Consider the following 12,620-nt stretch of genomic DNA (forward strand, 5'->3'; position numbering starts at 1 on the left):
TTTTTAAAATTTCAAAATACACATCATACCAGTCTTTTGTCTAAGACAGAAGGCTTAGATCAGTGCGCTTTTTCAGCAGCGCAAGCGCTGTAATTGTAGCCAAAGCAAACAGATTCTGCCGAAAATGCGCACAAAAAGTCCGTCAGCAGTTACGGTCGTTAGACCGTTACTGCGACGGAACCTTGTTTTACACAATTCCAATCGCAATAACCCGGTTACAATAATTTCAATAGCTCACGAATATATTCTTTCGTCTCCTTCGTTTTCCCTTCAGCAAGAAGATAGGAGACTGTCTGCAGATGTCCGGCAATATCGTGATTCTGCCGGCGAAGATGAAGATTCCGTTCCCGTACTGCCTTATAACTCTGAAGATTTTCATCGAGAACTTCCTGTTCCGCCCGGTGCACATGCAAAAGCAGGCGCATCTGCCGTATCCCCCGAAAGAAAAGAAGAATCGAAAGAAATGTTCCCAGAAAGACGAAGATCCACCCGACTCTGCCCATAAATTGCGGAAAAACATACAAAACACCGCTGCCGGACAGCGACGTGGCCAGCACAAGCTGAATCAGTATCTTTAAATTGATATACTGAACGGCCTTCTGCCAGAGCCGGATGAAAAAAGGCATAAAAAGTACCTGCACCACGATGGGCAGACAGATAAACACCAGCAAATCCACAGGATTATCCCGCGGAACAACAGGATCCAGGAAGGAATGAATCTCCCGATGAAAAAGAAATATCAGAGGATAATACAAAATCGTCGCGACAAACTCAACGATTCCCAGGCAGATCACGATAAAAAAATAATTACCCATCCGCCGCCAGAAACGCGTCCCGTAAAGCAACCCGTTTGCCGCCAAAGCAACACAGTAAAAAACAATCTTGAAAAAAGGCGACTGCGCGTCACCGGTAATCCCTGTATACAAAAGAAGAATCCCCAGAAAAGGAAGACTGCAAAGAAAAGGTTTCCTCACAAAAAAACGCGGAGAAAGCGTCCGGCTGAAAAAGAAAACCATGGAGGCAGCATAGCACAGGTGGGCAAACAGGTAGATTAAAGTGTAAATCTGTGATGTTGAGATGAAGAGTGTGGATGGCAAAGGGGCGGCCTCCTTTCTTTATAGTGGAAATATATGGGCTGTAAAAAATATGCGCGGTTTACATTTCATTTTATTATAAAAGATAAGAGAAAAAATAGAAATACCCCGGCAATATATTTTACATTTTATGTGCCGTGTGAGGGAATCTGTGATATAGTTACTGTAAAGAATGGTTTAAAAAGGAAAAAAATAAAATGTAAAAAAATGTAAAAAATGGTTGAAAATGTAATTTATGTAGTATATAATCAGCTTACCTTTGCAAAGAGGTAATACCCGGGAGACCGGAGAAAGGAGGAAAAATGCAGGAGAATATGACAGATAAGCAGTTGGAAGTAATTTTGAATTTAGTGGCTGACAAATTTGAATCATGTGAGAATATGGAAGAAGTGAAAAAGGCCGTCGATGATGTAAGAAAAATGGCCAAAAAAGAAAAAACAGAGTGATAAAATAATGAAACGTACTTTTGCCAAATAAGACAGGAAAGCGTACCGTCCTCTCAAAAATCAGATGAAGATTTTGTTGATTAAGAGCGCGGGGGAGTTTTCCTGTCTTATTTTTTGTAAAAAATATTCTGATCATCAGTCACCCCATCCCCTGCTTTAATTCCTCAATATAGCGAAGCGCCTCCTCCGTTTTTCCTTCCGCTATGAGGTATGAGACGGCTTGCATATGTCCGGACATGTCGTGATTCTGTTTGCGAAGCTGCAGACTGTCGTTTTGCTGCTTTTCAAAATCTTCCAGGTGCTGTTTCAGCAGTTTCTGTTCTTTTTCTCGGAAGTAAGATTGACGGAACAGTTTCTGGAGCTGTATGACGCCCCGGAAGAATACGACCACGGAGACGAGAAGGCAGAGGAAGGCCAGGATCCATCCGGGGCGGCCGAGCAGGTTCGGAAAAATGTATGGGAATCCGCTGAAGCTGATAAATGTCAGCAGACCGAATTGGATGACAATCTTCAGATTGATTTTGCTCAAGTATTTTTTCCATACGATAATGGCCAGCGGTGTCAGCAGAAACTGGATGATGACAAAAGGAATTCCGGTGATACATAATTTCTGAATATCCTGGGGATCGGCGAGGCTGTTGGGGATAAACGGGATGCCGAACCAGAGTTCAAGGATGCCGAAACAGTATATGTAAACCAGAATATTTTCTGCCAGTAAAGAATAGGCGACGCCGAAGAAAAAGTTTCCGATTCGCTGCATGATTTTGTCCCTGTACAGTATCATACAGGCCAGAAACATGGAACCGTACAGAAAGAAAATGTGGGTGGGAGAGTGTACTTCTCCGGTAATCACTTTGTAGCAGACCGGAATCAGCAGAAATGGCAGGTTCTGCAGCGCCGGATGTATCTGCGTAAAACGAGGAGTCAGGGTGCGCCTGTAATAAAACAGGACGGAGGCCTCGTTTAAAGCGTGAGTCACGGCAAAGAATATAAAATAAAATTCGAAGGGAGAGGTTTTCGGAAACATGGATACTCCTTTCTGTGAGATACGTTTAAAAGCAGGACGCTACCGATAGCGCAGCATGATGTCGGAGACGAAAGCGGTCTGTCTGTCCTGCCAATGGCAGGAACCGTCCCGCTGCCCGGCGATTTCTTCGAGGATGAGGAGGCCGAGGCCGTGGGAAAATGTATCGGCTTTTGTGGAAGAGTGCGAGAAAACGGTCGCCGGATTCTTTGCATTTTCCATGTGAAGCAACAGATAATCGCCCTTGTAATTGACAGAAAGCTTCAGAAAAAGAGACTCCTGTCCGGAAGAGCTGCATCCCTCGATACCATTATTTAAAAGATTGACAAACAGGCTGATCAGCACCGGAGCCGGAAGATTCATTTGCTCAGGCAAAAGAATATGGCAGGTAAATGCAATGTGCAGCAGGTCACATTCCTCTTTTTTCGTGTGAAGAATCACATCAACGATATCGTTTCGGCAGTAATGACGATACCGGGTCTTTTGATAATAAGAAGACAGTCTGGAGCAGAGCTGACAGGCTTCCTTTTCCTGGCCGGAACGCAGCAGGTGCTCCAGCTCATTTAACTGAGACAAGGCAGCATTCATCCGCTGCTGCATCTGTTCTCTGGCATGGATCAGAAGCTGCTCCTGCCGTTTGGCGGCAGTTTCCTGTGTCTGCAGATAATCATTGTCGATTTTCTTATAATATTCCTTTAAGGAAATGTACACATAAACACCGATAAAAAAGATAGGAATGGAATACACCAGAGTAGAAATGTACACCAGAGTATAATCCTGTTCTGTAAAATCCTGATAGGTGTAAAAGTAAAAAATGATCAGAGCGGCTGCAGTGATTAGCGACAGGACTGTGAAAAGAAGACATTTTATTAAACGATTTTTTTGTTTTTGATGTTTTGATGTGGATTTCATATGATTTTTACATCCCCTCATATGGAAATAATGCTTCTGGCAATATCTGTAAAATTTCAGCAAATTTCTTAAAAAGATTATATATGAATCTGGGGCAGCTTTGCAAGGAAAGAACGACGGCAGTGGAAAATTGGCATAATTATACAGTAGATTTTTATGTTAGGAAAGAAATATTTGTGTTATACTTTACATATACAAACAAAATACGAAATTGTAAAAATAAAACAATTATGTAAAAAACAGTTATTTGCATAGCGGCTGTGAGATAAAATTGTATTGTCTTTAAGGAAGACAATACCCGGGAGACCGGAGAGGGGAGGAAAAATGAGTGATATAATGACAGAAAAAGAAATGCAGACGGTTAAAATGTCCACGTTATATCAGTTACGGCTGATAATTGCCAACGGAGAAAAAGAGGAATATACGAAGGACGAAATCGTTGAACTTCTGGATAAGATAGCAATGGCAAAAGAACAGGAATAGCAGAAAATAAAGGTACTATACATATGATAAGGATAGAACAGGAGCAGAAAAATCTGAAAGCTGTATTTTTCTGCTCCGTTTTATATTGTTCATATTTTCTCCTTTCCTGACGTATCTGCTGCGTCAATCCTAATTGATTTGGAAGATTACTTCCCAACTTTATCACTCTTATGTAATTAAAGTTTATCTGCCAGGGCAGCGGCCTGGGCGCAGCCGTCTGTTTATTTCATTCACCTCCCGATTGATTTTGTAGTGTTGTGATATTATAATCATAACAAGAATGAAACAAAAAACAAGTACGCACATTTAAGTATGATACTTACACTGGAGATATATACTTACAATAAAGTGATATACTTACCTGTAGGTGAATATTCAGCCGCAGGTGTGGGCATGTGAAAGAGGAGGAAGAAAATATGGGAGAGATACATTTCCAATGAAAATCTCAGCTCAACGCTGAAAGAACTGGAAGAGGATAAGCTGGTTCATCGGGAGGAGTATCCGCAGATTCCGCCTAAGGTGGAGTACAGTCTCACGGAGCGGGGCAAATCTCTTATCCCGATTCTGGACGGAATGTGCGAGTGGGGAGATAAAAATCGCCTGTAAATAAAAGGCAGTTCTTGTGCTGTCGGAGAGAAGAAAGGAGAAATTGTATGAAACAACAAAATGCAGCAAAAACCTTTGCCATACTGACAGTCTTTCTGTTGGCGGTCTTTGGTACATTTCTTATGGCTAAGCCCGTGCAGGCATCGGAATCCGGACAGATTACGGTGACCGGAGAGCGTTATTACAGCAAAGCCTGGAGGATTCTCGAGCTTGTCAATCAGGAGAGAGCAAAAGCAGGGCTTCCGGCGCTTGTCATGGACAGAGATCTTCTGGACGCCGCCATGCAGAGAGCTTTCGAGATTTCCGTGAATTTCAGTCATACAAGACCGAATGGAGAAGAGTTCCAGACGGCATTTGAAGCCTCACGCTTGGCCATGGGCGAAAATATCGCTGCCGGCAATACTTCTCCGGAGGCCGCTATGGAGGCCTGGATGAATTCTGACGGGCACCGCTCCAATATTCTGGACAGAGATTTCGTGTGTATCGGCGTCGGCTCAGTGAATGTAAACGGGAAATATTATTGGATACAATGCTTCGGCGGCACTTTGAAAGAAACCGCGTCCCGGAACAACTATCAGGACGGAAGGGCATCTGCGCATATTTCCTTCGACCAGACGCTCGCGTCGGTTCGTCTGTGCGTCAATAAAAATGTACTGTATCTGGGGGACACAGCGAAAGCATCTCTGTGCTTCGAAGATGTGCTGGGCGAGGTGCCGGTTGCCAATGATACGCTTCTCTTCCAAAGCTCCAACCCGGCTGTCTGCACCGTGGACGCCGGCGGCAATATCCGGGGAGTGGGTATCGGCACAGCGGTAATCAACCTGGTCTCTCCGACCAACGGCAGTATTCTGGCTTCCGCAAATGTAACGGTGACCCTGGATTTAAAAGAGACATCCATCAAGAAGCTGACCGCCGGTCAAAAGAAAGTAACTGTCAGATGGAAAAAGCAGAGGAAGAACACAGACGGCTACGAAATCCAGTATTCCACAAACAAAAAATTCAAAAAAGCCGTCAAAACGGTAACGGTTAAGAACAACAAAAAGAATATAAAGACCATCAAAAAGCTGAAACGCGGAAAGAAATATTATGTGTGTATCCGCACTTACAAAGATGTGTTTTCCAGCGGACAGACCATTCGCGTGTATTCTGACTGGTCGAAGAAGAAGAGTGTGAAGGTGAGATAATATAATTGTACCAGAAAGGATGGATAAGAATTTGGGCAAAAAATATGGTTGGAGGATTATAGATTTAAGGTATTAAAAAGAATCGGAAAAAGACCTGTTCTATTCCCTGAGCTGCCCCCAATAGTTAGACTTAAATTCTAATACTCGGGGGACGGTTCAGAAGAAGTGCAGGTCTTTTTGTTATTTTTTTAATTTTATAATTGAAGATTCAATTTAGAGAAATCAATAAAGCAATCATCGTAAATTCCTGCCTTTATGATGTCATGAAAAGAATGTTCTGCCATATTTTCATGTTCAAAATTATATACTAGAATTCGATTTTTGTCAGGATCGACAATCCAATATTCCCGAACTCCGGCGGTGCGATATTTAAAGAGTTTAATATAATAGTCCATTCGGTGGCTGCTGGGCGAAACAATTTCAATAATCCAGTCAGGCGCGCCGGCACATCCTTTATCAGTGAGTTTATTTTTATCGCAGATAATACTGATGTCTGGTTCCGCATAATTCTTTGCATCCTGATTGAGAAAAACAGCAAAAGGAGCAATGTCAATCTCACAATCGCCGCCTTTTTGATCAATATAATCGGCAATAGCCCGGCTTAAAGAAAGCAAAAGCCGTTGGTGTTTGCGGGATGGAGGAGCCATGTAATATATATGTCCGTCTACTAATTCAGCGCGGGTATTGTCCGGAAGAGAATAGATATCTTCAAGGGTGTAAAGTTGTTCCTGAGCAAATGCCATAAATGAATCCTCCTTTCTGGATGATATAATATAATAAATAGTAAAAAAATAGTTTGTACAAAATAATAAGAAAAAACCAATATGATCAGAAATGCTTGTTTGAGAACAGGTTTATTCTCAGTATATCATAAACGAAGAAAAGGGGGCAAGTTCCCCGCCAATTATTTATTATAGAAATCTCCATAAAGATATGATAAAATTCAAGTAAATGGGAGGGATAGATATGACATACGAAGAAGTTATGAAACAGGCGAGATTTGAGGTGGGGCCGTACTGTAAGGTCTGTCCGGTGTGCAACGGCCGGGCGTGTAAAAACCAGATTCCTGGGCCGGGAGCCAAGGGAATCGGTGATGTGGCGATTCGCAATTATGACCAGTGGCAGCAGATTCGGGTCAATATGGACACCATCGGAGAAAATGTGGAGCCGGATACCAGTATTGAATTGTTTGGCAATAAGTTTGCCTATCCGTTTTTTGCGGGGCCGGTGGGAGCCATGCGGATGCATTACGGGGATAAATATGACGATGAAGAGTATAATCAGATTCTGGTTTCGGCTTGTGCCGAGAACGGCATCGCTGCGTTTACCGGGGACGGTATAGATCCGAATGTGTTCCTGGCGGCGACCCGGGCCATCAAGGATAATAACGGAAGAGGTATCCCGACCATCAAGCCGTGGAATATGGATACGATCCATGAGAAGCTTGATCTGGTGTTTGAGAGCGGCGCCATGATGGCGGCTATGGATATTGATGCGGCGGGACTGCCGTTCCTTAAAAATATGGAACCGCCGGCAGGAAACAAGACTGTGGAAGATTTGGCTTTGATTGTGCATGACGCGGAGCGCCCGTTTATCATTAAGGGAATCATGACGGTGAAAGGAGCTAAGAAAGCCTATGAGGCAGGAGCCTCCGCCATCGTGGTGAGCAATCACGGCGGCCGGGTGCTCGATCAGACGCCGGCCACGGCGGAGGTGCTGGAAGAGATTGTGGAATGGAACGAAGGCCGCATGAAGATTTTCGTGGACGGCGGTATCCGGACTGGTATCGATGTGTTTAAGGCGCTGGCCATGGGAGCCGATGCGGTGCTCATCGCGAGACCGTTTGTGCAGGCGGTCTACGGCGGCCAGGCAGAGGGTGTGCGGCTTTACATTGAGAAGCTGGCTGCGGAGCTTAAAGATACCATGGCCATGTGCGGAGCGACGGATATTAAGAGCATTTCAAGGAAAATGATCCGCAGATAATCTTAAAGGCAGATGTATTCGGGAGGGTGTTTCCAGATAAAATACAGAAGTTCTTCTGGAAGTTTCAGAAGAAAGAAAAGGACAGGTGAAGAAAATGCAGAAAAAAGATACAGTGGTTTTTGATTTGGACGGCACTCTGCTGGATACGCTGGACGATCTTATGAACAGCGTCAATTATGCGCTGGAGAGCAACGGTTATCCGGCGAGAACGAGAGACGAGGTACGCCGGTTTGTGGGCAACGGCATTCTGCTGCTTATGCAGCGGGCGCTGCCTTCCGGGCAGGAAAATCCGGATTTTGAAAAGGTGTTTGCAGGTTTTAAGGAGCATTACGGGATTCACTGCAATGATCTGACGAAGCCTTATGAAGGAATTATGGAACTGCTGGAACTGTTGAAAGAAAAAGGCGTCAAAATGGCCATAGTCTCCAACAAGGCGGATTTTGCTGTGAAAGAGCTCAGCGAGATTTATTTTAAGGGAATCATTCCGGTGGCCATCGGCGAAAAAGAGAGCGAGGGTATCCGGAAGAAACCTGCGCCGGACACGGTCATGGAGGCGCTGCGCCAGCTGGGCAGTTCCGCAGAAAATGCGGTCTATGTGGGGGATTCCGAGGTGGATCTTGCCACGGCAGAAAACTGCGGCATGGATTACATTTTATGCGAGTGGGGTTTCCGGGAACGGAAAAAGCTTGAGGAGCTGGGAGGAAAGGTTTTTGTGAAGAAACCGTCAGAGATCGCGGATCTTATCCTGTAATTTTTGATTGCCACAAAATTTTCCATTATATTTGTTGTGTTTTTGCAGATAATAGGCTTACGGTAAACAAAAGCTTTTGATGCGCTTCACGAAAACCGTGAGGCACATGCCGATAAGAATAGAGTAACTGATTGACAAAGCAAAAACAAAACATTTATTTAGATGTCATCCGGATGATTCCAGATAACATGGAGGTAAAATACAATGGCAAAAAGTTATACCAAAACCAATCAGGTGGAAGTACCGGAAGCGAAGGATGCAATGGATCGTTTTAAAATGGAAGTTGCAAATGAGATCGGCGTTGACTTAAAACCAGGTTATAATGGAAATATTACAGCCAAGGAAGCCGGTTCCATCGGTGGAGAGATGGTTCGTAAAATGATCAAGAAACAGGAACAGCAGATGGCTGGCGGCAGCGAGGAGTAATCCCGGCTGTTCGGAAAATGCTGATTCCACGAGAAATCTCAAAAAACTTGTAAGATAAAATAACAAAAAGGCTGTCGTTCTGGTCTGCGGACCGGAGCGGCGGCTTTTTATGGTGCTTTTGCTTGTGTAAAAAAAATATGGACAGCCAAACCTTAACATGCTATAATACTAAAATGTGTTTTCAGATTTATAAAAAACCGAACTGAACAGGATGAGGCGGATAGGATTTCTCGTTCCCTGATTTGGTTAAAAATAAGGAACATATGATTTTAAGGAGGAAACGTAATGAGTGTACAGGTTGAAAATTTAGAGCATAATATGGCGAAACTGACCATCGAGGTGGATGCCGCTGAATTTGATGCTGCCTGCAAGAAAGTATATAATAGAAAGAAAGGTTCCTACAATCTTCCTGGATTCCGTAAGGGTAAGGTTCCGATGAACATCATTGAGAAAACATATGGCCCTGGAATTTTTTATGAAGATGCGGCCAATGAGATCATGCCTAAAGCGTATGCGGACGCTCTGGAGGAGACTAAGCTTGATGTGGTTTCCCGTCCGGAAGTAGACGTGACACAGATTGGAAAGGGCGAGAACTTTATCTTCACCGTTTCTGTAGCAGTAAAACCGGAAGTAACTCTTGGCCAGTACAAGGGACTGGAAGTAGAGAAAGACGCTGTGGAAGTGACCGACGAGGAAGTGGACGCAGAGCTTAAGAAAGCACAGGAACAGAACGCAAGAGAAGTTACTATCGAAGATCGCCCGGTAAAAGAGGGAGATATCATCACTCTGAATTATGCAGGAACTATCGACGGCGTTCCGTTTGACGGCGGCACAGCAGAGAGCCAGAAGCTGGAGATTGGTTCTCATTCTTTCATCGATACTTTTGAAGATCAGCTTGTTGGTCTGAACATCGGTGACGAAAAAGACGTGGAAGTTACCTTCCCGGAAGAGTACCATGCAGCAGAGCTTGCCGGCAAACCTGCAAACTTCCATGTAAAGGTTCTCGGCATTACAGAGAAACAGCTGCCGGAGATCGATGACGATTTTGCACAGGATACTACAGAGTTTGATTCTCTGGAAGATTACAAAGCAGATATCAGAGCCAAACTTCTTGAGAGCAAAGAAGAGCAGGCAAAGAACAATATGGAAAATGTGCTGGTAGAAAAAGCTGTGGAGAACGCAGAGATGGATATTCCGGAAGCCATGGTTGATTCTCAGGTTGACCAGATGGTACAGGAATTCCAGCAGAGAGTAAGCTACCAGGGTATCTCTTTCGAGCAGTATCTGCAGTTTACCGGACAGAACCCGGAAGCATTCAGAGAGAGCATGAGACCGGAGGCTATGAGAAGAATCCAGAGCAGCCTTGTTCTTGAGGCCATTGTTGCAGCCGAGAATATCGAGGCAACGGAAGAAGACCTGAATAAGGAATTTGAGAGAATGGCATCCATGTACCAGATGGAAGCAGACCAGATCGCTTCCTACATGGGCGAAGCTGAGAAAGAGAATATGAAGAATGATATTGCCATCCAGAAGGCAGTGGACTTCATCAGAGAACAGGCTGTTGTGACAGAAGCTTCCGAAGAACTTGAATATGAGGGCGGAGAGGCTGAGTAATAAGAACAGACCACTCTAAGACAGCGAGAATAGTAAGGGAACAGGAGGTAGTAATATGAGTTTAGTACCTTATGTCATTGAGCAGACCAGTCACGGGGAGAGATCTTACGATATTTACTCCCGTTTATTAAAGGACAGAATTATTATTCTTGGAGAAGAAGTCAACGATGTGACAGCCAGTCTGGTTGTCTCCCAGATGCTTTTCCTTGAAGCGGAGGATCCGGATAAGGATATCAATCTGTATATCATGAGCCCGGGCGGCTCCGTGACCGCGGGCATGGCGATCTACGATACCATGCAGTTTATCAAATGCGACGTATCCACTATCTGTATGGGTATGGCGGCCAGCATGGGCGCGTTCCTTCTGGCAGGCGGAACAAAGGGCAAGCGTCTTGCGCTTCCGAATGCGGAGATCATGATTCATCAGCCGTCAGGCGGCGCGCAGGGTCAGGCCACAGAGATTGAGATCGTGGCAGACCACATTTTAAAGACCAAAGAAAAATTGAATCGTATTCTGGCAGAGAATACGGGACAGACTTACGAGAAGATCAAGGCCGACACCGAGAGAGATAACTATATGACAGCGCAGGAAGCGCTGGAATACGGTCTCATCGACGTGGTTGTGGACAAGAGACAGTAAGTTCATATACTAAGGTTACCGCGGTATATTATACTGTGGTAACCTTTCCTTGAAAATATGCGGTTTCCCTGTTGTTAAGACAGATACCGTTATATGTCAGTGTAAAAGAGGTGAATATTATGGCGTCACGAACGGACAATAACAAGCAGTTCCGTTGTTCCTTCTGTAACAAGACCCAGGATCAGGTGCGTAAACTGGTAGCAGGGCCAAAGGGCGTGTATATCTGTGATGAGTGTATCGAGGTATGCGCCGAGATTATGGAGGACGAGTTTGAAGAATACAACGATGACACCCAGGAAATCAATCTGATGAAGCCAAAGGAGATGAAGGCGTTTCTGGATGATTATGTCATCGGACAGGAAGAAGCAAAAAAGGTCTTGTCTGTAGCCGTTTACAATCATTATAAACGTATTCTCACAGATAAGAATTACGATATAGAGTTACAAAAGAGCAATATCATCATGCTGGGACCGACCGGTTCCGGTAAGACCTTACTGGCGCAGACGCTGGCAAGATTATTAAATGTACCGTTTGCCATTGCGGACGCGACAGCTCTCACAGAGGCCGGCTACGTGGGCGAGGATGTGGAGAACATTCTTTTAAAGCTCATTCAGGCGGCGGATTACGATATCGAGAGAGCGCAGACCGGTATCATTTATATTGACGAGATTGATAAGATCACCAGAAAGTCTGAGAATACGTCTATCACCCGTGATGTTTCCGGCGAGGGCGTACAGCAGGCGCTTCTGAAGATCCTGGAAGGTACGGTGGCTTCTGTTCCTCCGCAGGGAGGAAGAAAACATCCGCATCAGGAGTTCCTGCAGATTGATACGACCAATATTCTGTTCATCTGCGGCGGAGCTTTTGACGGCCTTGAGAGAATCATCGAGAGCCGGATTGGAAAGAAATCCATCGGTTTCCAGGCGGAAGTTGCAGGAAAAGAAAAGAAGGATGTCGGAGAACTGTTAAAGCAGGTATTGCCGGAAGATTTTGTGAAGTTCGGGCTGATTCCGGAGTTCATCGGCCGTGTGCCGGTCAATGTATCGCTGGAGCCGCTGGACGAGGAAGCGCTGATTCGTATTCTCACCGAGCCGAAGAGCGCTCTTGTGAAGCAGTATCAGAAGCTCTTTGAGCTTGACGGAGTGGAACTGATCTTTACCGAAGATTCCCTGAAGGCCATCGCCGAAAAGGCTATCGCCAGAAAAACAGGAGCCAGAGGTCTTCGTTCCATTGTGGAGTCTGTCGTTATGGATCTGATGTACACGATTCCGTCCGACGAGCTTGTGGCTACCTGCACCATCACTGCTGAGGCGGTAGAGGGAACCGGAGAGCCGATTTTAACCTATCATGATGAGCCCGTCAGCAAAAAGAATATCACAAAAAAACACAGGAAAAAAAGCGGCAACGAGATTGCTTAGCATCATGAACGAGAGGCTGACACAAGCAGATGTACAATA

At 44.8% G+C, this 12,620-nt stretch carries 13 protein-coding genes and 1 pseudogene; 10 read left to right on the top strand and 4 right to left on the bottom strand.

The features are described from left to right. Nucleotides 1-215 precede the first annotated feature (215 nt). Complete coding sequence (locus B5F87_RS15215; RefSeq protein WP_087282530.1) at nucleotides 216-1,097, bottom strand: hypothetical protein; 882 nt, start codon at nucleotides 1,095-1,097, stop codon at nucleotides 216-218. A 299-nt stretch (nucleotides 1,098-1,396) separates the two neighbouring features. Here B5F87_RS15215 and B5F87_RS21030 point away from each other — a divergent pair, with 299 nt between their 5' ends. Continuing rightward, complete coding sequence (locus B5F87_RS21030) at nucleotides 1,397-1,540, top strand: hypothetical protein (protein WP_158097061.1); 144 nt, start codon at nucleotides 1,397-1,399, stop codon at nucleotides 1,538-1,540. A gap of 139 nt (nucleotides 1,541-1,679) precedes the next feature. Here the strand turns inward: B5F87_RS21030 and B5F87_RS15220 are convergent, their stop codons facing one another. Together B5F87_RS15220 and B5F87_RS15225 are read right to left on the bottom strand one after the other, a co-directional pair. Then, complete coding sequence (locus B5F87_RS15220; protein ID WP_087282532.1) at nucleotides 1,680-2,567, bottom strand: hypothetical protein; 888 nt, start codon at nucleotides 2,565-2,567, stop codon at nucleotides 1,680-1,682. A gap of 39 nt (nucleotides 2,568-2,606) precedes the next feature. Continuing rightward, nucleotides 2,607-3,476 (bottom strand): GHKL domain-containing protein, encoded by an 870-nt coding sequence (locus B5F87_RS15225; RefSeq protein ID WP_158097062.1) that lies wholly within the window; start codon nucleotides 3,474-3,476, stop codon nucleotides 2,607-2,609. A gap of 324 nt (nucleotides 3,477-3,800) precedes the next feature. On the opposite strand from B5F87_RS15225, the gene B5F87_RS21035 reads away from it, so the two are divergent. The 3 genes and pseudogenes from B5F87_RS21035 to B5F87_RS15235 all read left to right on the top strand — a co-directional run bounded on the left by B5F87_RS21035 (nucleotide 3,801) and on the right by B5F87_RS15235 (nucleotide 5,749). Next, complete coding sequence (locus B5F87_RS21035) at nucleotides 3,801-3,959, top strand: hypothetical protein (RefSeq protein ID WP_158097063.1); 159 nt, start codon at nucleotides 3,801-3,803, stop codon at nucleotides 3,957-3,959. A gap of 429 nt (nucleotides 3,960-4,388) precedes the next feature. Beyond that, nucleotides 4,389-4,565, top strand: a pseudogene (locus B5F87_RS15230) (winged helix-turn-helix transcriptional regulator); the annotation flags it as partial. A 47-nt stretch (nucleotides 4,566-4,612) separates the two neighbouring features. After that, nucleotides 4,613-5,749 (top strand): CAP domain-containing protein, encoded by a 1,137-nt coding sequence (locus B5F87_RS15235; protein WP_087282538.1) that lies wholly within the window; start codon nucleotides 4,613-4,615, stop codon nucleotides 5,747-5,749. A 194-nt stretch (nucleotides 5,750-5,943) separates the two neighbouring features. Here the strand turns inward: B5F87_RS15235 and B5F87_RS15240 are convergent, their stop codons facing one another. Continuing rightward, nucleotides 5,944-6,492: a Uma2 family endonuclease gene (locus B5F87_RS15240; protein WP_087282540.1), complete on the bottom strand. Its 549-nt coding sequence runs from the start codon at nucleotides 6,490-6,492 to the stop codon at nucleotides 5,944-5,946. Between the two features lie 223 nt (nucleotides 6,493-6,715). On the opposite strand from B5F87_RS15240, the gene B5F87_RS15245 reads away from it, so the two are divergent. The 6 genes from B5F87_RS15245 (at nucleotide 6,716) to clpX (ending at nucleotide 12,581) form a co-directional block, all read left to right on the top strand. After that, the gene (locus B5F87_RS15245; protein WP_087282542.1) at nucleotides 6,716-7,732 is read left to right on the top strand and encodes an alpha-hydroxy-acid oxidizing protein; all 1,017 of its coding nucleotides are present in this window, start codon (nucleotides 6,716-6,718) and stop codon (nucleotides 7,730-7,732) included. Nucleotides 7,733-7,826: 94 nt separating this feature from the next. Beyond that, nucleotides 7,827-8,483, top strand: a complete 657-nt coding sequence (locus B5F87_RS15250) for an HAD family hydrolase (protein ID WP_087282544.1) — start codon at nucleotides 7,827-7,829, stop codon at nucleotides 8,481-8,483. Nucleotides 8,484-8,687: 204 nt separating this feature from the next. After that, a complete protein-coding gene (locus tag B5F87_RS15255) occupies nucleotides 8,688-8,909 on the top strand; it encodes an alpha/beta-type small acid-soluble spore protein (RefSeq protein WP_087282546.1) in 222 nt (73 codons plus the stop codon). Nucleotides 8,910-9,194: 285 nt separating this feature from the next. Then, on the top strand, nucleotides 9,195-10,523 hold the full coding sequence (gene tig / locus B5F87_RS15260; RefSeq protein ID WP_087282548.1) for a trigger factor: 1,329 nt from the start codon (nucleotides 9,195-9,197) through the stop codon (nucleotides 10,521-10,523). Nucleotides 10,524-10,578: 55 nt separating this feature from the next. Then, nucleotides 10,579-11,163, top strand: coding sequence for an ATP-dependent Clp endopeptidase proteolytic subunit ClpP (gene clpP, locus B5F87_RS15265; RefSeq protein ID WP_087282551.1), 585 nt, complete (start codon nucleotides 10,579-10,581; stop codon nucleotides 11,161-11,163). 119 nt (nucleotides 11,164-11,282) lie between these two features. Further along, a complete protein-coding gene (gene clpX / locus B5F87_RS15270; RefSeq protein WP_087282553.1) occupies nucleotides 11,283-12,581 on the top strand; it encodes an ATP-dependent Clp protease ATP-binding subunit ClpX in 1,299 nt (432 codons plus the stop codon). Nucleotides 12,582-12,620 lie beyond the last annotated feature (39 nt).

The sequence above is a fragment of the Eubacterium sp. An3 genome (assembly GCF_002159465.1).
Lineage (GTDB): Bacteria > Bacillota > Clostridia > Lachnospirales > Lachnospiraceae > Anaerobutyricum > Anaerobutyricum stercoris.